Origin of the sequence: Pseudomonas sp. KBN10P06128 (assembly GCF_037574945.1) — a bacterium.
In the GTDB taxonomy this organism is placed as follows: Bacteria; Pseudomonadota; Gammaproteobacteria; order Pseudomonadales; family Pseudomonadaceae; genus Pseudomonas; species Pseudomonas aeruginosa.
This window is the reverse complement of the sequence record NZ_JBBELR010000001.1, coordinates 248310-271394: the sequence shown is the minus strand read 5'-3', so window position 1 is coordinate 271394 and position 23085 is coordinate 248310. Positions and strand designations below refer to the sequence as shown.

Below are 23085 nucleotides of genomic sequence, written 5' to 3'. Positions count from 1 at the left end.
TGAATTCACCACTGCTCGCGCAGCAGCCGGCGCACCCGCGCCGACGCCTCGCGGTTGGCCGCGCCGAGGCGGCCGCCGAGGTCGCGCGGGCCGCCGAGAATATCGGCCAGGGCCTCGCCCAGGCAGGTGCGGACCCGCACCAGGTCCGCCGTCGACGGCACCTCGACGGTCTCCACCGGAAGGGTCCTCCAGAGCAGGCCGAGCGACGCGTAGCTGTCGATGTCGTAGGCCATCGGCGGCACCTTCGCCGCCAACGCCTCCAGTTCCTCGACGCTGCGCAGGGTGATCCGCGCGGCGGCGGCCTTGCCCATGGCGTGGACCATCACCCCCGGATCGTGCAAGGCGATCAGGCGGTTGGCCTGGTAGCCGTGGGCGAGGAACGCACCGGACATCGCCTTGCCCACCAGCAGGCCGATCAGCGGATGCCCGGCGAGCCGGGCGCGGGCGTAGGCATCCACCGCCCCGGCCAGCGCCTGGTGGATACCCAGGGCCTCCTCGCGGCGGCCGTAGGCCTGGCTCGGCACGTCGACGATGGCCAGCAGCGCGCGCTTGCGCGGCGTCTCGCGGTCGGCCTCCAGCGCCTCGTCGACGGCGGCGGCCAGGCCCCAGCCCTCGAGCAGCCCGACCTCGCCCTGGCGAGCGCGCGGGAACGGATTGTCGGGATCGGGCACGACGGCCAGGAAACGCACCGGGTAGCCGTCCAGCTCGGCATCGGCGACGCGCAACGAAGCAGGATCGCCGGGACGAGGCGCGAGGCTACCGGCCAGCGCCTGGAACCAGGCCAGGCCACGGGAAGTGAACGGTTGGCTCATGTTGCATCTCCTTGGCCCAGCCCCTGGTACAGCCGGCGCACGCCGGCGGCATCCGGTTGCTCGGCGGTATCGAGGTCGCCCAGCCGCCGCAGGTAATCCTCGGCGCGGCGGCAGCGCGGCCGTGCCGGCAGGCCCTTGGCGAAATACGCGAGTACCGAGGTGCGTACCTCATCGAGGTCGTCGGCCAGGTAGGCGTCGGCGAGACCGCTGGCGAAGCGCTGCTCGCCGCCGGTGAGGCTCCAGATGAACGGCCGGTCGCGCGAGTCGTATTCAGCGATGCCGGCCTCCTGTTCGATCACCTGCGGACCGTTCAATCCGAGGCGCGCCTCGCGGGTCACCAGCACGTAGCTGCACAGCCCGGCGGCGATGGACATGCCGCCGAAGCAGCCGACCGGCCCGGCGATCACCGCCACCACCGGCTGGTAGCGCTGCAGATCGACGATGGCCGCCTGGATCTCGGCGATCGCCGCCAGTCCGAGGTTGGCTTCCTGCAGGCGCACGCCACCGGTTTCCAGCAACAGCAGGGCCCGGGTCGGAACGCCGTTGCGGTTGTCCTCGGCGGCCAGCTCCAGCGCGCCGGCGATCTTCGCTCCGCTGACTTCGCCAAGGCTGCCGCCCTGGAAGGCCCCTTCGATGGCGGCGAGCACCGCCGGCTGGCCGTCGAGCAGGCCACGGGCGACCACTACCCCATCGTCGGCCTGGGGCACGATGCCCTGTCGTTCCAGCCAGGGTGACTGCACGCCGGCGAAGGGGTCGAGCAACTCGCGGAAGCTGCCCGCGTCGAGCAGGGCACGGGCGCGTTGGCGCGCTCCCAGTTCGGTGAAGCTGCGCAGCGCCAGCAGGCGGGCGACGTCAGTCATGGCCAGCCTCCTCCAGTGCCTGCTCCAGGCGCAGGCGGACCACCCCGGGAGTGGCGCCGAAATCGTGGATGCGGATCGACGCGGCCGGCGCCGTGGACGCCGCGAAGACCCGCGCGAAGAGTTGTTGCCAGCGCGGGCCGCTGCCGTTCACCGAGGTCACCACCTGGATGCTCAGCGCGCCTCCGGCGGCCGGCTCGAGCAGCACCTCCAGGTCGCCGGAGCCGACGCAGCCGGCCAGGGCGCGACCGCGCGCCGGAGCGCCGGCGGGAAATTCGAAGGTCAGGGTTTCCATCTCAGAGACTCCCAGCCCACCCACCGGACACGGCGGGCAGGCGATCGAGGAAAAGACAGGCGGCCAGCAGGTCGGCGGCGCCGCCGGGCGAAGCGTTCAGCGCCAGCAGGCGGCGGTCCAGCTCGCACAGGCGGCGACGCCCGGCGAGACTGGCGCTGCCGCCGGCGGCGAGCACCGCGCGGGCGCCATCCTGCATCGCGGCGAGGCCGACGCGGCCGGCGCGGTGCAGCACGCAGGTATCGTCGAGGACGCTCATGATCGCCAGCAGCGCATCGAGCCTGGCGTTCTGCTCGCCAGCGCCGCCTTCGCGGCTGCGCCATAGCTGCGGCAGGCCGTGGCGCACTGCGCGGGGGAAGCCGAGACGCGCCTCCTCGCGGGCGCCGCCGACGCCGTAGCGCCGACGGACGCGCTCGCCGTGGCTGTCGCCGATGGTGGCCGCCGGATCGTCGAGCAGGGCGATGCGTCCTGCGCGCGCGGCCACTTCGCCGGCCTGCGTGCGGCGCGGTTGGAGAGCGGTGGCCGCGACCAGCAGGCCGAGCGCCCAGATCGCTCCGCGATGGGTGTTCACGCCTTCGGTGGTACGCAGCATCGCCGCCTCGCCGTCGCGCCCCAGTTGGCCAAGGACGCCGCGCAGGCGCGCATCGATGCGCCCATGCCGCTGGGCGGCGTCGGCCATTTCCTTGAAACACGGCCACAGGCTCAGCGCCGAGGCCTGCATCAGGCCCAGGTGCAGGTCGGCATGCGCGCCATTGCCGCGACGGTCCACCAGGGCCGGTTTGGGCGACAGTTCGGCTTCGTCGATGAGGGCGTCCACCGCCAGGTCGGCCAGGCATTCGCCGAGGTCGGCGCGCAGCGTCGCCGCGAGGTTCGCGATGGCGTTCATCACCAGCTCCTGAAACGCGCCGGCGGCTGGTACAGCCCGCCGGACCACTCGACCAGCTCGGCGATGCTCTTCGCCGCCAGCAGCTCGCGCGAGGCGTCGGTGCGGCGGATGCCGAGGTCCTCGGGCAGCGCGATCAGCCCTTCGCGGCGCATCCGCTGGGTCTCGCGCGGATCGTGGCGCAGGCCGATCGGACTGATCCCCGCCACCGCGGCGATCATCGCCTGGCGTTCCTCCAGCGAGCGCGCCTTGTACAGGTAGGCGATGCCTTCCTCGGTGAGCACATGGGTGACGTCGTCGCCATAGATCATCACCGGCGCCAGCGGCATGCCGGTCTGGCGCGCCACCTCCAGCGCGTCGAGACGCTCGACGAAGGTCGGCTTGCCGCCGTCCTGGAAGGTCTCGACCATCTGCACCACCAGCTTCCTGCCGCGCTCCAGCAAGGCCTCGGGTTCGCCCCGCATGTCCAGCCAGGCCGCCGTCGAGTGGCGCCGGCCGCGCGGGTCGTGGCCCATGTTCGGGGCGCCGCCGAAGCCGGCCAGGCGTCCGCGGGTGACGGTGGAGGAATGGCCGTCGCCGTCGACCTGGAGGGTGGCGCCGATGAACAGGTCTACCGCGTACTGCCCGGCCAGTTGGCAGAACATCCGGTTGGAACGCAGCGAGCCGTCGCGACCGGTGAAGAACACGTCGGGACGCTGGGCGATGTAGCCCTCCATGCCCAGCTCGGTGCCGAAGCAGTGCACGCTCTCGACCCAGCCGCTCTCGATGGCGGGGATAAGGGTCGGGTGCGGGTTGAGGGTCCAGTGCCGGCAGATCTTGCCCTTCAGGCCGAGGGACTCGCCGTAGGTCGGCAGGATCAGCTCGATGGCCGCGGTGTTGAAGCCGATGCCGTGGTTCAGCGACTGCACGTTGTGCCGTTGGTAGATGCCGCGGATCGCCATCATCGCCATCAGCACGTGGACCGGCTTGATGTGGCGCGGGTCGCGGGTGAACAGCGGCTCGATGTAGAACGGCTGGTCGGCCTCGACCACGAAGTCCACCCAGGACGCCGGGATGTCCACTCGCGGCAGGTCGCGCGGGTCGTCGACGATACGGTTGACCTGGACGATGACGATGCCGTCGCTGAACGCGGTGGGCTCCACCAGCGCCGGGGTGTCTTCGGTGCTCGGCCCGGTGTACACGTTGCCTTCGCGGTCGGCGACGAAACCGGCGACCAGTGCGACGTTGGGGATCAGGTCGACCACCAGCCGCGCGTACAGCTCGATGTAGGTGTGGATCGCGCCGATCTCCAGCAGGCCGTCTTCGAGCAACTGGCCGATGCGCAGGCTCTGCGGGCCGGAGAAGGAGAAGTCGAGCTTGCGCGCGATGCCCAGTTCGAACAGGTCGAGATGCTCCGGACGACCGACGCTGGGCATGATCATGTGCAGGTCGTGCAGCTTGCCGGGATCGACCCGCGCCAGCGAACGGGAGAGGAAGTCCGCCTGCTTCTGGTTGTTGCCTTCCAGCACCACCCGATCGCCCGGCGCGATCAGCGCCTCCAGCGCGGCGACTAGGCGTTCGCGCGGCAGCACCGCGCCGTCGGCCAGGCCGCGCACGCGCTCGAGGCGCCGCTGCTTTTCCTGGCGGCGCCGCGACCACTGCGGCGGGGGAGAGATCGGTGTCGTCATGTCGGCTCCAGGTTTCACGCTGTCGTGAGGAGCCACGTTAGGCAGGCCGCCAGGCCTGTTCAATCAAGCCGGGCGACGAACCGTTACGCCAAGGTTAACGATCTGGAGGATCAGGCGCGGCGACGGGCCTGGCTGTCGATCAGGTACTGCAAGCGGAACAGGTGACGGTAGCCGGCCTCCCAGGCGCCGTGGCCGGACTTCACGTTGATGTGCCCGGCCTCGGGCAGGATCACCGTCTCCGCGCCCCAGGCGCGGGCCAGGTGCATGGCGCGCTGCGGGCTGCAGGCCTGGTCGTTGTCGGAACCCACCAGCACGCTGGGGAACGGCAACGGCTCGCGGCTGATCGGCGCGAAGTTGCGCAGCGCCTCGGCGCAGCTCTCGCGCTCGACGTCGGCCGGCGCCACCAGCAGGGCGCCGCGTACCTGGTCGCGCACCCGGCGCTCGGCCTGGGCCGCCCACAGCGCCACTGTCACACAACCCAGGCTGTGCGCGATCAGCACCACCGGCCCGGGCTGGCGGCGGATCTCGGCGTCCAGCTCGGCGATCCAGTCGGCGCGCAGCGGGGTGATCCAGTCCTGTTGCTCGACCCGTGAGGCATTGGGCAGCGCGCGCTGCCAGTGACTTTGCCAATGGGCGTCTTCCGAGCCGTACCAACCGGGCACCAACACATAACGGACGCGTTCGCTGTGCATGGAGATCCCTCCAGAAAAATTCATCACCAGGGAAGTGTAAGGGCGCAGTCTTTTTTCTCTAAGGAATAAAAAGCAATTTTAATATTCTATTAATTCATATGAGCCAATCGAGTTGATCCAGCGCAAGCCGAAGCCACTTTTCCGCGGCAACGCCTGGGCGACGCATGCCATCGGCGGTATACCTGAGCGCAGGCATCAGGTATCGGGACAGGATCATGGCCAAGAAATTTCCCCTCCATCCCAGCCACCCGGAGCGCATCTGCTGGGGTTGCGACCGCTATTGCTCGGCGGAATCTATGGGCTGCGGCAACGGCGCCAGCCGCACCCAGCATCCCAGCGAACTGTTCGGCGAGGACTGGGCCGGTGAATGGGAAGTCGAAGGAACGGAGGACGCCAAGGAGCAGGAGGCGCCGGCACGCCAGGCCTGAGCGCCCAGGCGTGGGACGTGCACGCGATGGACAGGGTGCGCGACGCCTTCGCGAGCCCGGCCTCGGCGGACACGCCCGAGGAGCGTCCATCCGGAATAAAAAAGACCGCTCTCCCCTGCCCGGATCGGAGCGGTCGAAACCGTTGCCCGCCCGGCCTGCGCCGGACGGCGTGGATTCGCTTCAGCGTGCGGTGATCACCGCCAGCCTGGTGATCCCGGCGCGCTCGATGGAAGCCATGGCCTTCGCCACCTGGCCGTAGTTCACCCCTTCGTCGGCCTGCAACTGCACGCGGATCTCGGCGTCCTTCGCCTTGGCCGCGGCCAGGTTGCTCTCCAGCAGCTCCGGCTGGATCTCGTCCTTGTTGACGAACAGCTTGCCGGCGCCATCGATGCTCACCACCAGGGGATCCTTCTGCTCCGGCGGGGCCACCGATTCGGTCTTCGGCAGGTTGATCGGGATCGAGTTGGTCAGCAGCGGCGCGGTGACGATGAACACCACCAGCAGCACCAGCATCACGTCGACCAGCGGGGTGACGTTGATTTCGGAAAGGACTTCGTCGCTGTCCTGGGTCGAGAAGGCCATGTCAGGACGCCTCCTTCACGTTGCGCGAGGGGTTGCCGGCCTGGCGCGCGGCGGAGGGATGGACGATGACGCGGAACGCGCTCTTCTGCGCCAGGCTGTAGAAGTCGTGGGCGAAGTCGTCGAGGTCGGCGGCGGTCAGCTTCAGGCGCCGCAGGAAGTAGTTGTAGACCAGCACCGCCGGCACCGCGACGGCGATTCCCACGCCGGTGGCGATCAGCGCGCTGCCGATCGGCCCGGCCACGGTCTCCAGGCTCGCCGAGCCGGCCGCGCTGATCCCCTTGAGCGCCTCCATGATGCCCCAGACGGTGCCGAACAGACCGATGAAGGGCGAGGTCGAGCCGATCGAGGCGAGCACCGCCAGGCCCGACTCCAGGGAACGCCGCTCGCGCTGGATCTGCTGGCGCAGGGCGCGTTCGAGACGGTCCTGGTGGTTGATCGACTGGGCCAGGTCGGGCTGGCCGTTGTCCTGCACCTGGATCGCGGCGAAGCCGGCCTGGGCCACGCGGGCGCCGGCGCCCTGCTTGTCCTGCGCCTGCTCGCCGGCGGAGTCGAGGCTGGTGGCGCTCCAGAACTGCTTCTGGAACTGGCGGTCCTGGCGCTTCTGCCGGGCGAACTGCACGCCCTTGACCAGGGCCAGGCCCCAGGTGACCACGGAAAAGCCGACCAGCAGCCAGATGACGGCGCCTTCGACGGATTCGAGCGGGGTGGTTAACAGACTCATGACGGATGCTCCTCGTGACGCTGCAGATTCAGTTCAACTTGAAATCGATCGGTACGCTGACCCAGCCGTCCTCGGCCTTGTCGCCGCGCTTGGCGGGAACGAAGGACCAGCGCTTGACCGCTTTCACCGCGGCCTGGTCGAGGGCTTCGCGACCGCTCGACTTCTGCACCTGGATCTCGCTCGGGCTGCCGCTGGCGAGGACATGCACCCGCAACAGCACGGTGCCCTCCCAGCCGCGGCGCATGGCCAGGGCGGGGTATTCCGGCGCCGGGTTGTGCAGGTAGCCGGCGTTCGCCGACGGCGGCGTCAACGGCGCCGGAGCAGCGACCGGCGCCGGCGGGGTGGGTGGCGCGGCGGGTTGCGGCGGCGCGGGCGGAGCCGGCTCGACGGCCTTCGGCGCCGGCTTGGGCCGGGGTTGCGGCTTGGGCTTGGGTTTCGGCTTGGGCACCGGCTTCGGCGGCGGCGGCTTCACCGCGTTCTCGTCGACCACCGGCGGTGGCGGTTCCTCGACCACTGGCGGCAACGGCTCGGGCGGCGGCGGTTCCACCACCGGCGGCGCCGGGGCGGTGAACTCGATGGTCATCGGCGGCACCTGTGGCGGCACCTCGGGCAGCGCCGGGGTTCTCTGCTGGCTCAGCCAATGGATCACCGCTCCGTGCAGGGTCAGGGCGAACAGGACCAGCAGGATCGTCTCGCGCCGGCTGAGCACGCGACCCTGTGCCGGGTTGTGGCGAACCAGGTGCAACGCCTGGCGAACCGGCCGACCGAGCGCCACCAGGTCGCCGCCGGGCGTCTCGCGCCAGGGCTGCGTGCGGGCATCGACGGGCTGAGGGGTTGCCATGGAAAAGCTCCTTGCACTGACGAACTCGATGGCCGCTCAGGTCCGTGCTGGAGTCCTAGCGGCGCAGGGAGTTGCATGATTGGCAAGGAGGCTTAGCGCCTGAAGTAATTATTTTTGTTATGGAAATAACTTCTGGAGCTATGGGTTTCGCCCATGTCGCCACAGGCCGCGTGGTTGGCGGGCTACAGCGATCCGACGAAAAACCCATGCCTTGCGGGCATGAAAAATATTCCTGAAAGGCTGGTGTTTTCGCCGTTGGAAGCGGCGGAGAACGCTGCGCGGGCAACCCGCGAAAACGAAAAACCCCGGCCTGGGCCGGGGTTCTGGTGGATTCAGCGGGGAATCACTCCACCGCCTTGACCATGTCTTCGATGACCTTCTTGGCGTCGCCGAACACCATCATGGTCTTGTCCAGGTAGAACAGCTCGTTGTCCAGGCCGGCGTAGCCGCTGGCCATGGAGCGCTTGTTGACGATCACGGTCTTGGCCTTGTAGGCCTCGAGGATCGGCATGCCGGCGATGGGCGACTTCGGATCGTTCTTCGCCGCCGGGTTGACCACGTCGTTGGCGCCGAGCACCAGGACCACGTCGGTCTGGCCGAACTCGGAGTTGATGTCCTCCATCTCGAACACCTGCTCGTAGGGCACCTCGGCCTCGGCCAGCAGCACGTTCATGTGCCCCGGCATGCGCCCGGCGACCGGGTGGATGGCGAACTTCACGGTGACCCCGCGATGGGTCAGCTTCTCCGCCAGTTCCATCAGCGCGTGCTGGGCGCGGGCCACCGCCAGGCCGTAGCCGGGGACGATGATCACGCTGTCGGCGTTGGTCAGCAGGAACGAGGCATCGTCGGCCGAACCGGACTTCACCGGACGCTGCTCCTTGGAGCCCGCCGGGCCGCCGGCGTCGGCTTCGGCGCCGAAGCCGCCGAGGATGACGTTGAAGAACGAGCGGTTCATCGCCTTGCACATGATGTAGGAGAGGATCGCGCCCGAGGAGCCGACCAGCGAGCCGGCGATGATCAGCATCGAGTTGTTCAGCGAGAAGCCGATCCCCGCCGCGGCCCAGCCGGAATAGGAGTTGAGCATCGACACCACCACCGGCATGTCGGCGCCGCCGATGGGGATGATGATCAGCACGCCGAGGACGAAGGCCAGCGCCAGCATCACGGCGAAGGCGGTGAGGTTGCCGGTGAACATGAACACCAGGCCCAGGCCGAGGGTCGCCAGGCCGAGCACCAGGTTCAGCAGGTGCTGCCCGGAGAACTGTACCGGGGTGCCCTGGAACAGGCGGAACTTGTACTTGCCGGAAAGCTTGCCGAAGGCGATCACCGAACCGGAGAAGGTGATGGCGCCGATGGCCGCGCCGAGGAACAGCTCCAGGCGGTTGCCGGTGGGAATGGTGTCGCCCAGGTGCGCGACGATCCCCAGCGACTGCGGCTCGACCACCGCGGCGATGGCGATGAACACCGCGGCCAGGCCGATCATGCTGTGCATGAAGGCGACCAGCTCGGGCATCTTGGTCATCTCGACGCGCTTGGCCATGATCGAGCCGGCGGTACCGCCGACCAGCAGGCCGACGACGATGTAGCCGACGCCGGTGGTGGCGATCTCCGCGCCCAGCTTGAACACCAGGCCGACGGTGGTGGCCACGGCGATGGCCATGCCGACCATGCCGAAGAGGTTGCCGCGGCGCGAGGTGGTCGGGTGCGACAGGCCTTTCAGGGCCTGGATGAAGCAGACCGAGGCGATGAGGTACAGGAGGGTGACCAGGTTCATGCTCATCAGTGGCCCCCCGCCTTCGGCGCTTTCTTCTTGAACATTTCCAGCATGCGCCGGGTGACCAGGAAGCCACCGAACACATTGACCGCGGCCAAGGCCACGGCGAGGGTGCCCATGGCCTTGCCCAGCGGGGTCACGGTCAGGGCGGCGGCGAGCATGGCGCCGACGATGACGATCGCGGAAATCGCGTTGGTCACCGCCATCAGCGGGGTGTGCAAGGCAGGGGTGACGTTCCATACCACGTGGTAGCCGACGTACACGGCCAGCACGAAGATGATCAGGTTGTAGATCCCGTCAGAAATGATATCCATCGTTTTCACCGGTCTTCAGGGCGCAGGCGCGAGGCGTGCGCATTTATCGTTATCGAAGCTTCCCGACGCAGCGGCTCAGCCGTTCTTGCGCACCGCCTGGCCGTCGCGGCACATCAGGCAGGCGGCGACGATGTCGTCCTCGAGGTTCACGCTGAAGCCTTCGGCGTTCAGGGTGAGCTTGAGGAAGTCGAGGATGTTGCGCGCGTATAGCGCCGAGGCGTCCGCCGGTACCAGCGCGGCCAGGTTGCTGTGGCCGACGATGGTCACGCCGTGCCGGACCACGACCTGGTCGGCCTCGGTCAGCGGGCAGTTGCCGCCCTGGGCGGCGGCCAGGTCGATGACCACCGAGCCCGGCTTCATCTCCGCCACGGTCGCCTCGTGCAGCAGCGTCGGCGCCTTGCGGCCGGGGATCAGCGCGGTAGTGATGACGATGTCCGACTGCTTGGCGCGCTCGTGCACGGCCTTGGCCTGGCGCTCCATCCACGAGGCCGGCATCGGCCGCGCATAGCCGCCGACGCCTTCGGCGCACTCGCGCTCTTCATCGGTCTCGTAGGGCACGTCGACGAACTTGGCGCCGAGCGACTCGATCTGCTCCTTCACCGCCGGACGCACGTCGGAAGCTTCGATCACCGCGCCCAGGCGCTTGGCCGTGGCGATCGCCTGCAGGCCGGCGACGCCGGCGCCGAGGATCAGCACGCGGGCGGCCTTCACGGTGCCGGCGGCGGTCATCAGCATCGGCATGAAGCGCGGGTAGTGGTTGGCGGCGAGCATCACCGCCTTGTAGCCGGCGATGTTGGCCTGCGAGGAGAGCACGTCCAGGCTCTGCGCCCGCGAGGTACGCGGCGCAGCCTCGAGGGCGAAGGCGGTGATGCCGCGCTCGGCCATGCGGGCGATGTTCTCGTTGTCGAAGGGGTTGAGCATGCCGACCAGCACGGCGCCGCTTTTCATCTGGGCCAGCTCGGCGGCGCTGGGCGCGACCACCTTCAGCACCAGGTCGGCGCCGAAGGCCTCGGCGGCGCTGCCGATCGTCGCGCCGGCGGCTTCATAGGCACTGTCCGGCTGGCTGGCGTTGACGCCGGCGCCGCTCTGGACGATCACCTGGTGGCCTTGGCCGATCAGCTTCTTGACGGTTTCCGGGGTGGCGGAAACCCGCGTCTCACCGGCATGGGTCTCGAGGGGGACACCGATCTGCACTCACGAATCTCCTGCGTGATTGTCGAGTAGTCCGGGGCACTGCGGATGGCGCACCGGCTGCGGAGGTCTAGCTCACATACCGCGATTCGCGAACGAACCTTGGCGCGGCATTGTGCAATCGAGCCGAAAAGCCTTCAACAAGTTCTGAAGGCATACGACAGAGAAACTACAAGTCATAAACCGACCAACAATTCCCGCCCATCGCCGCCGGGCGCGTCCTGACTGGCGTGCAGCCTATCCGGGGAAGCCCGCGCGAGAATATGACATCCCTGCCGTGAATGACCGGCTATCAGGTCAAGCCGCTACGGCTTCGACGGGAAAATATCCTGCCAGCGCCGCGGAATGCCGGGGTAATTAATGTTTTTAATACGCTGTATCAGCAATCCCTGATGCCTGGCCAAAGTAGCAAAGCAAAACTTTGACTACAAAGTCAGGATCGCCTTTCCATGGGCGCTGCAGGCCAGCTCGTTAGACCAAAGGCGAATTGCCCTATGGGCAGGATAGACGCGGAGAAATGGCAGAACTGCGACAGCATGTCGCAGTTCTGCTAGCTATTCGCCGGAACGGAAGGGGCTCGCCAGAGCGGCGCGCAGCGACCTACGCTGGTCGGCAACGGAAGAGCCGGCGCACGCTGGGGGACGCCGGTTCAGAACGGACGGCTGCCCGCCAGGCTGATGCGCTTCAGGCGCCGCCGCTCGCTGGCCGGGAAGGCGTTGCGCGCATGCAGTACGGCCTGGTTGTCCCACCAGACGATGTCGCCCACCGACCAGGCGTGGCTGTAGCTCAGTTCCGGGCGCGCCAGATGTTCGCGCAGGCGACCGATCAGCACCTGGCCCCGCGCGGGGTCGTAGCCGGGAATCTCCACCTCGGTGTGGGCGCTGAGGAACAGTACGCGCCGGCCGCTTTCCGGGTGGGTGCGTACCAGTGGGTGCTCGCTGCCCTGGATCGGTTCGATGCCCGGCGTGCGGTAGGTGGCGAAACCGCCGCCGTAGCCGCCCTCGCGCAGGCGGATGAAGGGGTTGTAGTTGATCAGGCGCAGGCCATCGATCTCGCGCCGGGTCGCCTCGTCGAGGCTCTCGTAGGCGCGCGCCAGGTTGGTGAAGCGCGTCTCGCCGCCACTGGACGGCACCTCCAGTGCGTAGAGGAACGAGCCGGAGGACGGCACCGGCGTCCATTGGTGGTCGATGTGTGCCGGCAGGGCGAAGTTGCCCAGTTCGCCGTCGCCGGTGTTGGCCACCTTGACGATCTCCGGCACCTTGCCGTCGCCACCCGAGGACAGCACCGGGATGTCCGCCGGCGGCTGGAACACCGAGCCGAACAGGGTGGCGAAGCGCAAGTACTGCTCATCGTCGAGGTGCTGCTGGCGGAACACCAGGATGTGGTGCTCGCGCAGCGCCTGCTTGAGCGCCAGGACCTGCTCCGGCGCCAGCGGCCGGCGCGCGTCGAGGCCACGGACTTCGGCGCCCAGCGGCGCCTCCAGGGGGGTGATGCGGAATGCCTCGGCGACCTCGGGTTCGGGTTGCCGGGCGGTGGCGGATTGACTCATGTAAGGGGTCCTCGCGGGTTCGTTCTGCCTGTGGTCGCCCTCCCCGGCGAGGAGAGGGCCGGGTCCGTCATGCCTTCCGGATCGTCCGGCTGCGTTGTCCGTCGATGCCTACCGGCACGTCGCCGCCAAGGGTCACCCGGCGCACCACGCGCGGCTGGTCGCCGTAGTCGTCGATCGCGTAGTGCTGGGTCGCGCGGTTGTCCCAGATCGCCACGTCGCCGGCCTGCCAGCGCCAGCGCACGGTGTTCTCCAGGCGCGTGACGTGTCCCTGCAGCACCGCGAAGAGGTGCGCCGAGTCATGCTGCGAAAGACCCTTCAGGCGTTTCACGAAGTGGCCGAGGAGCAGCGTCCGCTCGCCGCTTTGCGGATGCACGCGGACCACCGGGTGCTCGGTCTCGTAGACGGTCGAGGTGAACACCTTGCGGTAGTTCTCCAACTGCTCCACCGAGGCGCTGGGCTTGACCCCGGCGTAGTCGTACTCGTTGCTGTGCACCGCCCAGAGCCGGTCGGCCAGCTCGCGCAGCTCCGCCGGCAGGTCGGCGTAGGCGCTCGCCGTGTTGGCCCAGACGGTGTCGCCGCCGGACTCCGGGGCCACCACGCTGCGCAGGATCGAGGCCTTCGGGTAGGCCTCGACGAAGGTCACGTCGGTATGCCAGGAGTTGGCCCGGCGGCCTTCGGCGCCATCCAGCTCGAGGAGGAAGCGGGTGCCTTCGCGGGACGGCACGGTGGGGTGGGCGACCGGTTCGCCGAGCAAGTGGGCGAAGGCCTCCTGGGTCTGGTCGTCGAGATGGCTCTGGTCCCGGAAGAAGATCACCTTGTGGCGTACCAGGGCGGCCTGGATCGCCTCGACGGTGGCGGCGTCCAGTTCGCCGGACAGGGTCACGCCGCGAATCTCCGCGCCGATCCGTCCGGCGACCGGCTGGATGTCGAGCCGTACCGGCGTGGCGAGGGCTTGTGCTGCATTGCTCATGTCATGTTCCTCATGCGTGGGGTACTGCGTGGGTGAAGGCTCAGAAGTCGTAGCGCAGCGATACGCCGAGCGTGCGCGGCTGCCCCACCGATGCGGTGTAGGAGCCGTTGATGCTGGCGAAGGCGCTCAGGTAGTAGTCCTTGTCGAAGGCGTTCTTCAGCCATACCGAGGTGTCCAGTTGGCCGTCGCCGAGATCGCTGCGCAGACCGGCGGCGAGGTTCACCAGGGCGTAGCCGTCGATCTTCGAAAGGTCGGAGTTGTCCAGCGTGCCCTCGGCGGCGGAGCGGTAGGCGTAGCTGGCGCTGACGTAGGGTTGGAAGCGGTCGTCGAGGCGCCACTGGTATTCGCCATTGAGATTGGCGATCCATTTCGAGGCGCCGACCACGCGCTGCCCGCTGAGGTCGCAACTGCTCGGCGCGCCGGGCCGGGTGCTGACTTCCGCAGGGCACGGGGCATCCTTGAACGACAGGTAGGTGACGTCGTTATAGGAGCCGTTGAAGTTCAGGGTCAGGCCGCGCAACGGCAGCGCGGTGGCCTCGAACTCCAGACCACGCGAGCGCACGCTGCCGGCGTTGGCCAGCACCTGCACCAACTGGGTCGAGCCCGGCGCCTGGTACAGGGTGGTGGCCTGGTAGCCGTGGATGCCGGTCCAGAACAGGTTGGCGTTGAGCAGCAGGCGCCGGTCGAAGAGCGTGCTCTTCAGGCCCAGCTCGGCGTCGTTGGCGCGCTCCGGTCCGACCAGCAGCGAATCGGCGCCGGCGCTCGGTGCGCTGCCCACCGCCAGGTTGACCCCGCCGGACTTCTCGCCGTGGGACAGGCTGGCGTAGCCGAGCAGGTCGTCGCTGAACTGGTAGCTGAGGCTGAGCAACGCCGAAGGGGCGAAGTTGTACTGGCTGAGATCGCCGGAATCGTAGGCGCCGAGCTGGCCGTTGCGCACCGCCGCGCCGACCCCGCCGACCGCCGCGCCGCCCAGCGGAGCGAAGCGCTCGACCTTGGCGTTCTTCTCCTCGTAGGTACCGCGCAGGCCGGCGGTGAAGTCCAGGCGTTCGCTGAGGTGCCAGGTGCCCTGGGCGAACAGCGCGAAGCTGTCGGTCTCGATCTTGCCGTTGGCCTTCGAGTAGGTGTCGTTCAGCGCGCCGAGATTGGCGCCGAGCAGGTACAGGTCGGCCAACGGTCCGTAGGAGGTGAAGGTCTTGTTGCCGAGGTTCTGCCTGAACGCGTAGGCGCCCACCACGTAGTCGAAGGCACCGCCGGTGGGCGAGGCCAGGCGGATCTCCTGGGAGAACTGCCGGTCGTGCACTTCCACCCCGGTGTCGTTGATCGCAGAGACGTTCAGTTGCTCGTCGTTGGCCGGGGTGAAGTGCCAGTAGCGGTAGGCGCTGATGGAGGTCAGGCGGTAGCCGCCGGCGAGGTTCCAGTTGGCCTCCAGCGAGCTGCCGCCCTGGTGCACGCTGACGTGCTGGCGGCCGTTGATGTTGACCTTCTTGCGCTGCGGATCGCGCAACGGCGAAGCGCCGACCAGCGCGGCGCGCTGCCAGAAACGCTCGGCGGCGCCGTAGACCACCATGCTGCCGTTGCTCGAATCCTCCTCGTTGTAGTCGGCGATCCAGCGCAGGCTGAAGTCCTCGTTCGGCTCGAACAGCAATTGCCCGCGCGCGCCCTGGCGCTCGCCGCCGTTGAGATAGTTGTCGTCGTGGATGTTCTTGATGTAGCCGTCGTCGCGGGTGCGATAGGCCGAGAGGCGTCCGGCGAGGGTTTCGCCGAGCGGCCCGGAAACCGTGCCGCGGCCCTGGAAGTAGCCGTCCTGCCCGCCGGAGACCTCGACGGTGCGCTCGGTAGTGAAGGTCGGCGCGCGGGTGCTGATGTTCAGCACCCCGGCGGTGGTGTTCTTGCCGAACAGAGTGCCCTGCGGACCGCGCAGCAGCTCCAGTTGCTCGATGTCCAGCAGGTCGAACACGGCCATTCCCGGCCGCCCCAGGTAGACGTTGTCGAGGTAGATCCCGGCGCTGCCTTCCAGGCCGTCGCTGGCGGGGTTGTTGCCGATGCCGCGCACGGCGACGCTCGACTGCCGCGCATGGATGTAGGCGACATTGACGCTGGGCAGCACCTGCTGCAGGTCCTGCACCCGGGAGATGCGCTGGGCCTCGAGAGTCTCGCCACCGAGCACGGTGATCGGCGTCGGTACCTTCTGCGAATCCTCCTCGCGGCGACGCGCGGTGACGGTAACCTTGCCCAGGGCCGTATCGGCCTTGGCCGGTGCGCTGCCGGCCAGCGGCGGCGCCTCCTCGGCGGGCGCGGGAGCATCGGCGGCACTGGCCGGCAACGCACCGCCGAGGGCGAGCAGCAGGGCCAGGGCGTAGTCGGAGCCGCCGGGCGGCGTTCGGCGGAGCGGCAAGCGGTAGTGATACTTCATCGTGAATGTCCTCGGTTCCGGCACAGCCGGACGCAGGCAGCAGGCGGCCATGCCGCGCAAGGCAGCGATCTGGCGAAAGGTTCGAAGGGGGGCCGGCGGACGGCTCAGCCCCGGGCGACTGTCAGGGACGACAGCCGCCGGCGACGCGGAAGGGCATTCGGAACGGCGGAGGTGGCGCGGCAAAGGCACGGTGGACCATGTTCAGCTCCTGGGGTCTATCTATGCTTATTACTAAATCGCATATTTTTCTAATTTGTTCTTTGTTGACGGAATAAGAGCTTGCATTTAAAACCAGCACATCCCGAACGGCAAATGCCTTTGTCCAATATTTCCAATGCCGGTAAAGCATCATGGATCTGCGCCAACTGCGTTACTTCATCGCCCTCGCCGAACACCGCAGTTTCGTCCGCGCGGCGGACGCCATGGGCATCACCCAGCCGGCCTTCAGCCGCAGCATCCAGGGCCTGGAGCAGGAGCTTGGCTGCCAGTTGGTGGACCGTGGCAGCAAGGACCTGCGCCCGACGCCGGAAGGCCAGGTGGTGCTGCAACACGCGCTGAGCCTGGTGCAGGGGTCGGCCAACCTGATCCACGAGATCGCCCAGTTGAACAAGCTGGATGCCGGCGAGCTGCGCTTCGGCAGCGGGCCGGCGCCGGCCCAGCAACTGGTGCCGGACGCGGTGGCCGACTTCATCAACCGCCACCCGCGGGTGCAGATCAGCCTGGACGTGGACAACTGGGAAAAGCTCAGCCGCGCCCTGCTCCGCGAAGAGATCGAATTCTTCGTCGCCGACATCCGCGACTTCGAGGCCGACCCGAACTTCCAGACGCGCCCGCTGACCCCGCGCCGCGGCCAGTTCTTCTGCCGTCCGCAACATCCGCTGCTGGGCAAGGACAGCCTGTCCACCAACGACCTGTTCAACTACCCGTTGGCCTCGACCCTGATTCCCCCGGGCATCCGCAAGCTGCTGGCGAACCTCAGCGGCAAGATCGACTTCGCCGCCAACATCCGCTGCGAGAACATGCACGCGCTGATCCGCATCGTCCGCCAGACCGACGCCATCGGCATCGCCAGCGACGAGACCCTGCGCCCCTACCTGCAGCGCGGCGAACTGCAACCGCTACAGTGGCGCAACCTGCCGCAGAACCTGGATAGCCTCAGCGCCCGCTGCGGCATCATCAGCCGCAGCGGCTACCGGCTTTCGGCGGCGGCCAAGGCGATGATCGAGACGCTGGTGGAACTGGACCAGGCGCAACACGCGGCGGCCTGAGCCGCCGCGCGGTTTCCCTTCCTCTACTGGAGTTTCGGCAACCCCAGCGCGCCGCGCAGCTCCTCGCGCACCGCGGCAAAGTCGGCGGCCACCGCCGGATCGGCCAGCAGGCTCGCCACCAGCGCCGCGGCGGCGGTCTGCCCGCCTTCCAGGTCGCTGGGGAAGTGCACGCCGGCCAGCACCCGGCTCTGCGCATGCTCCTCGGCGCGGGCGAAGAACGCATCGTGATGCTCCGGCACCAGCATGCTCAGCAGCGAGGCCTTGAAGTAGCTGTCCATGGTGTGGCCGCTGGGATAGGACTCCCCCTCCGGCGGCGGCAGCACCGGCTTCACCTTCGGTGTCACTTCGTAGGGACGCGGGCGGGCGAAGTGCTTCTTCGCCGGCATCAGCACCTCGACCAGGTTTTCCTGGGCGCGGTTGAAGAAGCTCCGGGTCAGCGGCAGGCGTTCCTTGTCGAACGACGCGCCCAGCAGGTCGCCGGCGAAGGGGAAGACGTTGTCCTCCCACTGGTCGTGGGCGCGCACCCGGCGTACCTGTTCGGGCGTGCGCAGGCGTTGCGCCTCCAGCACCGCGCCGAGATCGGCGACGGCCGCAGCCGAGTCCGCCGCCGGCGGCGGCGGGAGGTAGTCGGCCAGGCGCGGTGGGTGGGCCAGCGGATAGGGCGCGGCGGCGGTCTCCCCGAGACAAGACAGCGGTGCGAGCAGCGAAAGGCAGAGCAAGAGCGAAGGGCATAGGGTCTTGTTGTTCATGAAGCGTATTCCCTGAGGCGAGGTTGCATCGGGAGCCGAGGCTCCCACCCACGGCCGTTGCGGATGACGGCCGACGCCACACTCTCCGTCGGTGACTTCCGAAATGCTTGACCCGGCCTGCCGTTGCACATGCCAGCCCCTGCCAATGGCAGGCCCCGGCAAAAGCCGAGGCAGGGAAACACAAGCGGCCTGCGGAGCGACTTCCGAGACTGCGCCCACCTGGCACTCAGGTGGGAGAAAACAATAAATGCAAAATCTCAGACGCGCTGTATTCGCCGGCCTGGTCGCCGGCACGCTTTCCGAAGGGGCGGCCGCGACGGCCGGGGATGGGGGCTTCGTCGAGGACAGCGAACTGCAGTTCCTCGCCCGCACCTACTACTTCAACCGCGACTACCGCGACAGCCCGAACAACGCCGGGCGCAACCGCTTCAAGCCCAGGAGCGAGCGCAACGGCTACCGCGAGGAAACCACCCAGGGCCTGCGCCTCCAGTTCGCCTCCGGCTACACGCCGGGCAGCCTCGGCTTCGGCCTCGACGCCCATGCCATGCTCGGCCTGCAACTGGACAGCGGCGGCGGCCGCACCGGCACCGGCAACCTGCCGGTCGGCGCCGACGGCCATCCCGACCATCGCTACGGCAAGGTCGGCGGCGCCCTCAGGCTACGCCACGGCGAAACCCGCCTGAAGTACGGCCAGACCACCACCAGCGCGCCGGTGTTCGCCGCCAGCAGCAACCGCACGCTGGCCGGCATGGCCTACGGCCTGCTGCTGGAGGATCGCTCGTTCGACGGGCTGCTGCTCGAGGGCGGGCGCTTCACCGCCGCCTCCGGCCCCGGCGAATCCAAGGTCCGTGGCGACATCAGCACCGTCTACGGACGCCTCGGCGCCTATCCGGTGCGCCTCGACGCGGTCGGCTTCCTCGGCGGTCAATGGCAGGCCACGGAGCGGCTGCAACTGTCGCTCTACGCCTCGCGCTTCGACGACATCTGGCAGCAGGCCTATTTCGGCGCCAGCCATCGCCAGCCGCTGGGCGGGGAGCGCGCGCTGCGGGTCGACCTCGACGCCTACCGCACCCGCGATAGCGGCCAGAGCCGCTTCGGCCGCATCGACACCCTGGCCAGCTCCCTGGCCCTGGGCTACGAACAGGGGCCGCAGCGCATCACCCTGGCCTACCAGCGTGTCCATGGCGAGCAGCCGTTCGACTACATGGCCTTCGGCGACGGGCGCTCCAGCGCGTCCATGGTACTGGCCAACTCGGTGGGCTACTCCGACTTCAACGGACCGGGCGAGCGTTCCTGGCAATTACGCTATGACCTGGACCTCGGCGCGCTCGGCCTGCCTGGGCTCAGCCTGCATGCGCTGCATGCCCGCGGCCGTGCCGGGGCCAGCGCCAGCAGTGCCGCCGAGAGCATCTACGCCGGACTCTACGGGCGTGACGGGCGGCACCGGGAAAGCGACCTCGGCTTCGCCTATCGGGTCAAGGCGGGCCCCCTCGCCGGCCTCGCGCTGCGCGCCTCGCAGGCCTGGCACCGGGGCAACGCGAGCTATCTCGACGGCGACATCGACGAAACCCGGCTGGTCGTCGATTACTCCCGCTCGATCTGGTGACGCCCCGGGCCGCCCCGCGAGGCGGCCCGGATCGTCCTCACGCGCGCGGCAGCAACTGGATGAACAAAGGCGTGGAGAGCAGCACCAGCAGCGTGGTGATCAGCACCATGCCTGCCACTTCGTTCACCGGGCCGTCGTAACGCTTGGCCAACAGGTAGGTGAGCACCGCGGTCGGCATCCCGCACTGGATGGCGAAGGTGCCCGCCGCCACCGCCTCCATGCCCAGGCCGGCAGCGATCCCATAGCCGACCGCGAAACCGCCCCAGACCCGCACCAGAGACAGCAGCAACGGCCGCCAGGTCTCGTGCAGGCGCAGACCGGCCAGCGACAGGCCGAGCATCACCAGCATCAGCGGCACGGTAATCCCGCCCAGCAGGCGGGTCACATCGCGCAACGGCGGCGGCAGGCTCCAGCCCAGGGCGATCAGGCCCAGCGCCACGGCCAGGGCATAGATCATCGGGTTGCGCAGGATGCTCGCCGGGGTGATATCGCCCGAAGCGAACCAGACGCCGAGCGTCGCGTGACCCACCTGGATCAGGGTGGAGAACGCCACCGCATACACCAGCGCCTCCTCGCCGAAGGCCAGGTAGGCGATGGGGATGCCCATGTTCCCGGAGTTCGGCAGCATGATCGACGGCAGGTAGCGCCGCACCGGCATCCGCAGCAGGCGCAGGGAGACCAGGCCCAGCAGGGCGAACGCCAGCACCGCCAGCGCGGTGGCGAGGAACACCCCGGCCACCATGCCAATGGACAGGCCGGGGCGGTCCAGCGACGACAGCAGCAGGCAGGGAAAGCCGACGTTGGCCACCAGGAACACCAGCGCGCGGGTATCCACCGGCCCGGCGGAACGGCTCCAGGCGAAACCGATGCCGGTGCAGATCAGGATCGGCAGCACCACCGCGACGAACTGGGCGATCACAACCCCACCTTGAAGCCCAGTTCCAGCTCCGCTCGCAGGCGGCCGTGGCCGTCGAAGTTGAGCCGGCGCATCTCGCGCAGTTCGTTGGCGCAGAAGGCAGTGCGCCCGTGCAACACCGCGGTGTTGTCGAGCACCAGGATTTCCCCCGGCTCGAGCTTGATCCGCAGTTGGCAGGCCGGATCCTCGAGCGCCGCCACCAGTTCGGCGAAGGCCTCCACCGCCACAGGGTGCTCGACCACCTCGGCCGCCCCGTCGTTCTGCCGGAACTTGATGCGCAGCGCCTCGCCGTTCAGGCGGAACACCGGCTGGGTGCTGCTCTGGTGCTTGCGCACGATGGTCAGGGCGTCGCCGCGCAGCAGGCCGAGATGCTTGGTCGGCATGCGCCGGCGCAGGCGCTCGAAGGCCAGTCCGGCGCTGGCCAGCAGAGTCTCCCCGCCCTCCCGGGCGTTGCGCACGCATTGCAGGCTGCACAATTGCTCCGGGGTGTCGAGGAAAGCGCCGTCGGTGTGCAGCTTGTGCTCCAGCGGCGTGGAGCCGAGGTAGCCGCTGACATACCGCGCATTGCTGATCGGCACGATGCCGTCGGCGTCGGCGCGCGGGTGGGGGGCGGCGCGGCCGAACAACTCCTTGAGCGCGAGAAGTTCCTGCCTGTCTTCGCCCTGTTCGCTGCGCAACAGCAGGAAACCAAACTCGTTGAGGGTCCGGATGATCGCCGATTGTTCCTGGCGGGATAACTTCACCAGCGTTCTCACCGAAACTTTCACACGTTCGAGATCGAGTGTCGCGTCGAACAATTTGCTATCGAGATTCATATGACCGCTCTCCTCCGAAAGAAAATCAGGAATGCCGCCGACGCGCAGGGCGAGGCCCGGCGCTGGCGCCGCGCTGTCGTAGTGATGGGCAGGCTAGATGCGGGACGCGGCGGTTCGCCGCGAGATACTTGGAGTTGTTTCCGGGGAGGGTCGGGAGAATTGTCGGAAGGGAAAACTGGAAGAATTGGCAGTGCCAATTTTGTATCTGAATATATGGGGCGATTAACGAACGAAATGATCGCGGAATAACCTGCGGATTACCCGCGTGAAACTTTCATGACGCGATATACGCAGAATCCCCGACCAACGGCTGGATACTTCGCTCGATCCAGTCATTGGTTGGGTCGGTGCAAGAATTTCGAAACATATTACAAATTGCTACGAAACGGCGCCGCCTCGGCCGTCCCCGGCTCGGCGTCACTCCGCCGCCTGCGCCACGGCCTTGGCCTTCGCCAGCTTGCCGGCCGCCTCCAGCAGTTCCGGCGCGGCCCACTGCTCGGCGCTGAATTCGCGACGGATCAGGCCGAAACGCTTGGCCGCCTGGATCGAAGCATCCAGCCGGCCAAGGAAATCGGCGTCCAGGCGCGGCGACAGGGCGTCGCCCAGCTTGCGGCCACGGTACTCGCTCTGCAGGATCACCACCGGGTAGCTGGCCTGCTTCGACACCAGTTCGATGTAGGCGTCGCGGTTCTCCTCGCGGGCCAGCCAGTCCTGGGCCTGCAACTGCACCTTGAGCAGCCGCTCGGTGATGTCCGGATGGGCATCGACGAAAGCCCCGGAGCCGACCAGCAGCGCCTGCAGGGTGCCGGCGCCGTCCAGGTCGCGGGTGCTCAGCGGAATTTCCGCGAGCCCGCGGTCGCGCAGGGCGAACAGCCCGGCCAGGCCCCAGGTGGCATCGATCTGCCTGGCTGCGAGGGCGGACAGGGCGGCGCTGAAGTCGAGGTTGATCACCTTCAGGTCCTTCTCGCTGAGACCGACGCTGGCCAGGGCATTGTCGAACGACAGCTGGCTGGCGGTGCCACGGAAGATGCCTACGCGCTTGCCCTTGAGATCCTCCAGGGTCTTGATCCCGGAGCCCGGCTGCACGCCGAGATAGTGGTTGACCCCTCGCGCGGTAGCGGCCAGCAGACGGCTGTCCAGGCCTCCGGACTTGCCGATGATCGCCGCCAGGTCGCCGAGGTAGGCGAAGTCCACCTGGCCGTTGGCGAACGCTTCGTTGACCACCGGGCCGGCGCCCTTGAAGAAGCTCCATTTCACCGCGATGCCGTCGTTGGCGAATTCCTTCTCCAGCAACTGCCGGGTGTAGAGCACGTCGACCACGCCGCCGCCCGAGTGCGAACTGCCGGCGCTGACGTCCGGCACCGCGATGCGGATTTCCTTCGGCGGAGCGGCGCTCGCCAGCGGCACGTAGGCACCGAGCAGGCCGGCGAGGACAGGCGCGGCGAACAGACCGAGCAGGGAAGACGTAAGCGCTTTCATGGGGCGGCTCCTTGGAACGGGAAGAGAGGGATTCCCGCCGGGAGCGGGTGAGCGGCTAGCTATGCACAGCGGCGCCTCGAAAATAAATAATAAAAATTCATTTTTTTATAACCATAAGCAGTATGACAGGCCACACGGGGCCTCTCCGCGTCATATGCAGCCAGAGCATGGAAAATATTCTCCAAATGCATTTGCCGCTGCCTGGCGCCTTTCTTTAAATGACCCTTCTTAGCGAAAAAATGCATTGATTTGGCGATTTATATTCC

General features: G+C 68.0%; 22 protein-coding genes. 3 read left to right on the top strand and 19 right to left on the bottom strand.

Annotated features, from left to right (window positions below):
- Positions 1 to 5 precede the first annotated feature (5 nt).
- The 6 genes from mdcE to VQ065_RS01200 form a co-directional block, all read right to left on the bottom strand.
- The gene (gene mdcE / locus VQ065_RS01225; protein ID WP_014603482.1) at positions 6 to 812 is read right to left on the bottom strand and encodes a biotin-independent malonate decarboxylase subunit gamma; all 807 of its coding nucleotides are present in this window, start codon (positions 810 to 812) and stop codon (positions 6 to 8) included.
- Positions 809 to 1672, bottom strand: coding sequence for a biotin-independent malonate decarboxylase subunit beta (locus tag VQ065_RS01220; RefSeq protein WP_003084003.1), 864 nt, complete (start codon positions 1670 to 1672; stop codon positions 809 to 811). The genes mdcE and VQ065_RS01220 overlap by 4 nt, the downstream gene beginning before the upstream one ends.
- Positions 1665 to 1964 carry a malonate decarboxylase subunit delta gene (locus VQ065_RS01215; RefSeq protein WP_003084001.1) on the bottom strand — a complete coding sequence of 100 codons (300 nt, stop codon included), beginning with the start codon at positions 1962 to 1964 and terminating at the stop codon, positions 1665 to 1667. The genes VQ065_RS01220 and VQ065_RS01215 overlap by 8 nt, the downstream gene beginning before the upstream one ends.
- Position 1965: 1 nt before the next feature.
- Positions 1966 to 2847: a triphosphoribosyl-dephospho-CoA synthase gene (locus VQ065_RS01210; protein WP_014603481.1), complete on the bottom strand. Its 882-nt coding sequence runs from the start codon at positions 2845 to 2847 to the stop codon at positions 1966 to 1968.
- Entirely contained in the window at positions 2847 to 4511 is a 1665-nt protein-coding gene (mdcA, locus tag VQ065_RS01205; protein WP_003083990.1) for a malonate decarboxylase subunit alpha, read from the bottom strand. Before mdcA ends, VQ065_RS01210 begins: the two co-directional genes overlap by 1 nt.
- Positions 4512 to 4621: 110 nt before the next feature.
- Positions 4622 to 5203: an alpha/beta hydrolase gene (locus tag VQ065_RS01200; RefSeq protein ID WP_003106176.1), complete on the bottom strand. Its 582-nt coding sequence runs from the start codon at positions 5201 to 5203 to the stop codon at positions 4622 to 4624.
- Between the two features lie 215 nt (positions 5204 to 5418).
- Between VQ065_RS01200 and VQ065_RS01195 the strand changes: the two genes are divergently transcribed.
- A complete protein-coding gene (locus VQ065_RS01195; protein WP_003111981.1) occupies positions 5419 to 5631 on the top strand; it encodes a DUF3079 domain-containing protein in 213 nt (70 codons plus the stop codon).
- 180 nt (positions 5632 to 5811) lie between these two features.
- On the opposite strand, the gene VQ065_RS01190 is transcribed toward VQ065_RS01195, so the two are convergent.
- The 9 genes from VQ065_RS01190 to VQ065_RS01150 all read right to left on the bottom strand — a co-directional run bounded on the left by VQ065_RS01190 (position 5812) and on the right by VQ065_RS01150 (position 15986).
- Complete coding sequence (locus VQ065_RS01190; protein WP_003083981.1) at positions 5812 to 6213, bottom strand: ExbD/TolR family protein; 402 nt, start codon at positions 6211 to 6213, stop codon at positions 5812 to 5814.
- A gap of 1 nt (position 6214) precedes the next feature.
- Positions 6215 to 6934, bottom strand: a complete 720-nt coding sequence (locus VQ065_RS01185; protein ID WP_003083979.1) for a MotA/TolQ/ExbB proton channel family protein — start codon at positions 6932 to 6934, stop codon at positions 6215 to 6217.
- 28 nt (positions 6935 to 6962) lie between these two features.
- A complete protein-coding gene (locus tag VQ065_RS01180; RefSeq protein WP_014603480.1) occupies positions 6963 to 7775 on the bottom strand; it encodes an energy transducer TonB in 813 nt (270 codons plus the stop codon).
- Between the two features lie 343 nt (positions 7776 to 8118).
- Positions 8119 to 9555 (bottom strand): NAD(P)(+) transhydrogenase (Re/Si-specific) subunit beta, encoded by a 1437-nt coding sequence (locus tag VQ065_RS01175; RefSeq protein ID WP_003083975.1) that lies wholly within the window; start codon positions 9553 to 9555, stop codon positions 8119 to 8121.
- Positions 9555 to 9863 (bottom strand): NAD(P) transhydrogenase subunit alpha, encoded by a 309-nt coding sequence (locus tag VQ065_RS01170; RefSeq protein ID WP_003083974.1) that lies wholly within the window; start codon positions 9861 to 9863, stop codon positions 9555 to 9557. The genes VQ065_RS01175 and VQ065_RS01170 overlap by 1 nt, the downstream gene beginning before the upstream one ends.
- 75 nt (positions 9864 to 9938) lie before the next feature.
- Entirely contained in the window at positions 9939 to 11057 is a 1119-nt protein-coding gene (locus VQ065_RS01165) for a Re/Si-specific NAD(P)(+) transhydrogenase subunit alpha (protein ID WP_003083972.1), read from the bottom strand.
- Positions 11058 to 11703: 646 nt separating this feature from the next.
- Complete coding sequence (locus tag VQ065_RS01160; RefSeq protein ID WP_014603479.1) at positions 11704 to 12603, bottom strand: TauD/TfdA dioxygenase family protein; 900 nt, start codon at positions 12601 to 12603, stop codon at positions 11704 to 11706.
- Between the two features lie 67 nt (positions 12604 to 12670).
- The gene (locus tag VQ065_RS01155) at positions 12671 to 13573 is read right to left on the bottom strand and encodes a TauD/TfdA dioxygenase family protein (protein WP_014603478.1); all 903 of its coding nucleotides are present in this window, start codon (positions 13571 to 13573) and stop codon (positions 12671 to 12673) included.
- Between the two features lie 40 nt (positions 13574 to 13613).
- Entirely contained in the window at positions 13614 to 15986 is a 2373-nt protein-coding gene (locus VQ065_RS01150) for a TonB-dependent receptor (protein WP_003083968.1), read from the bottom strand.
- 350 nt (positions 15987 to 16336) lie between these two features.
- Between VQ065_RS01150 and VQ065_RS01145 the strand changes: the two genes are divergently transcribed.
- Positions 16337 to 17254, top strand: coding sequence for a LysR family transcriptional regulator (locus VQ065_RS01145; protein WP_003083964.1), 918 nt, complete (start codon positions 16337 to 16339; stop codon positions 17252 to 17254).
- Between the two features lie 23 nt (positions 17255 to 17277).
- Here the strand turns inward: VQ065_RS01145 and VQ065_RS01140 are convergent, their stop codons facing one another.
- Complete coding sequence (locus VQ065_RS01140; protein WP_003083962.1) at positions 17278 to 18003, bottom strand: acid phosphatase; 726 nt, start codon at positions 18001 to 18003, stop codon at positions 17278 to 17280.
- Positions 18004 to 18250: 247 nt separating this feature from the next.
- Between VQ065_RS01140 and VQ065_RS01135 the strand changes: the two genes are divergently transcribed.
- Positions 18251 to 19609 carry an OprD family porin gene (locus VQ065_RS01135; RefSeq protein WP_003083961.1) on the top strand — a complete coding sequence of 453 codons (1359 nt, stop codon included), beginning with the start codon at positions 18251 to 18253 and terminating at the stop codon, positions 19607 to 19609.
- A gap of 37 nt (positions 19610 to 19646) precedes the next feature.
- Here the strand turns inward: VQ065_RS01135 and VQ065_RS01130 are convergent, their stop codons facing one another.
- The 3 genes from VQ065_RS01130 to VQ065_RS01120 form a co-directional block, all read right to left on the bottom strand.
- Positions 19647 to 20528, bottom strand: a complete 882-nt coding sequence (locus VQ065_RS01130) for an AEC family transporter (protein ID WP_003083960.1) — start codon at positions 20526 to 20528, stop codon at positions 19647 to 19649.
- A complete protein-coding gene (locus tag VQ065_RS01125; protein WP_003083959.1) occupies positions 20525 to 21340 on the bottom strand; it encodes a TauD/TfdA family dioxygenase in 816 nt (271 codons plus the stop codon). The genes VQ065_RS01130 and VQ065_RS01125 overlap by 4 nt, the downstream gene beginning before the upstream one ends.
- A gap of 417 nt (positions 21341 to 21757) precedes the next feature.
- On the bottom strand, positions 21758 to 22819 hold the full coding sequence (locus tag VQ065_RS01120; RefSeq protein ID WP_003083958.1) for an ABC transporter substrate-binding protein: 1062 nt from the start codon (positions 22817 to 22819) through the stop codon (positions 21758 to 21760).
- Between the last annotated feature and the right edge of the window lie 266 nt (positions 22820 to 23085).

Bases quoted from the DNA above. Each gene is read 5' to 3' on its own strand.
- VQ065_RS01220 (WP_003084003.1), bottom strand. From the start codon at position 1,672: ATGACTGACGTCGCCCGCCTGCTGGCGCTGCGCAGCTTCACCGAACTG.
- VQ065_RS01150 (WP_003083968.1), bottom strand. From the start codon at position 15,986: ATGAAGTATCACTACCGCTTGCCGCTCCGCCGAACGCCGCCCGGCGGC.
- VQ065_RS01210 (WP_014603481.1), bottom strand. From the start codon at position 2,847: ATGAACGCCATCGCGAACCTCGCGGCGACGCTGCGCGCCGACCTCGGC.
- VQ065_RS01180 (WP_014603480.1), bottom strand. From the start codon at position 7,775: ATGGCAACCCCTCAGCCCGTCGATGCCCGCACGCAGCCCTGGCGCGAG.
- VQ065_RS01145 (WP_003083964.1), top strand. From the start codon at position 16,337: ATGGATCTGCGCCAACTGCGTTACTTCATCGCCCTCGCCGAACACCGC.
- VQ065_RS01125 (WP_003083959.1), bottom strand. From the start codon at position 21,340: ATGAATCTCGATAGCAAATTGTTCGACGCGACACTCGATCTCGAACGT.
- VQ065_RS01200 (WP_003106176.1), bottom strand. From the start codon at position 5,203: ATGCACAGCGAACGCGTCCGTTATGTGTTGGTGCCCGGTTGGTACGGC.
- VQ065_RS01140 (WP_003083962.1), bottom strand. From the start codon at position 18,003: ATGAACAACAAGACCCTATGCCCTTCGCTCTTGCTCTGCCTTTCGCTG.
- mdcA (WP_003083990.1), bottom strand. From the start codon at position 4,511: ATGACGACACCGATCTCTCCCCCGCCGCAGTGGTCGCGGCGCCGCCAG.
- VQ065_RS01120 (WP_003083958.1), bottom strand. From the start codon at position 22,819: ATGAAAGCGCTTACGTCTTCCCTGCTCGGTCTGTTCGCCGCGCCTGTC.
- VQ065_RS01190 (WP_003083981.1), bottom strand. From the start codon at position 6,213: ATGGCCTTCTCGACCCAGGACAGCGACGAAGTCCTTTCCGAAATCAAC.
- VQ065_RS01155 (WP_014603478.1), bottom strand. From the start codon at position 13,573: ATGAGCAATGCAGCACAAGCCCTCGCCACGCCGGTACGGCTCGACATC.
- VQ065_RS01160 (WP_014603479.1), bottom strand. From the start codon at position 12,603: ATGAGTCAATCCGCCACCGCCCGGCAACCCGAACCCGAGGTCGCCGAG.
- VQ065_RS01170 (WP_003083974.1), bottom strand. From the start codon at position 9,863: ATGGATATCATTTCTGACGGGATCTACAACCTGATCATCTTCGTGCTG.
- mdcE (WP_014603482.1), bottom strand. From the start codon at position 812: ATGAGCCAACCGTTCACTTCCCGTGGCCTGGCCTGGTTCCAGGCGCTG.
- VQ065_RS01195 (WP_003111981.1), top strand. From the start codon at position 5,419: ATGGCCAAGAAATTTCCCCTCCATCCCAGCCACCCGGAGCGCATCTGC.
- VQ065_RS01215 (WP_003084001.1), bottom strand. From the start codon at position 1,964: ATGGAAACCCTGACCTTCGAATTTCCCGCCGGCGCTCCGGCGCGCGGT.
- VQ065_RS01185 (WP_003083979.1), bottom strand. From the start codon at position 6,934: ATGAGTCTGTTAACCACCCCGCTCGAATCCGTCGAAGGCGCCGTCATC.
- VQ065_RS01135 (WP_003083961.1), top strand. From the start codon at position 18,251: ATGCAAAATCTCAGACGCGCTGTATTCGCCGGCCTGGTCGCCGGCACG.
- VQ065_RS01175 (WP_003083975.1), bottom strand. From the start codon at position 9,555: ATGAGCATGAACCTGGTCACCCTCCTGTACCTCATCGCCTCGGTCTGC.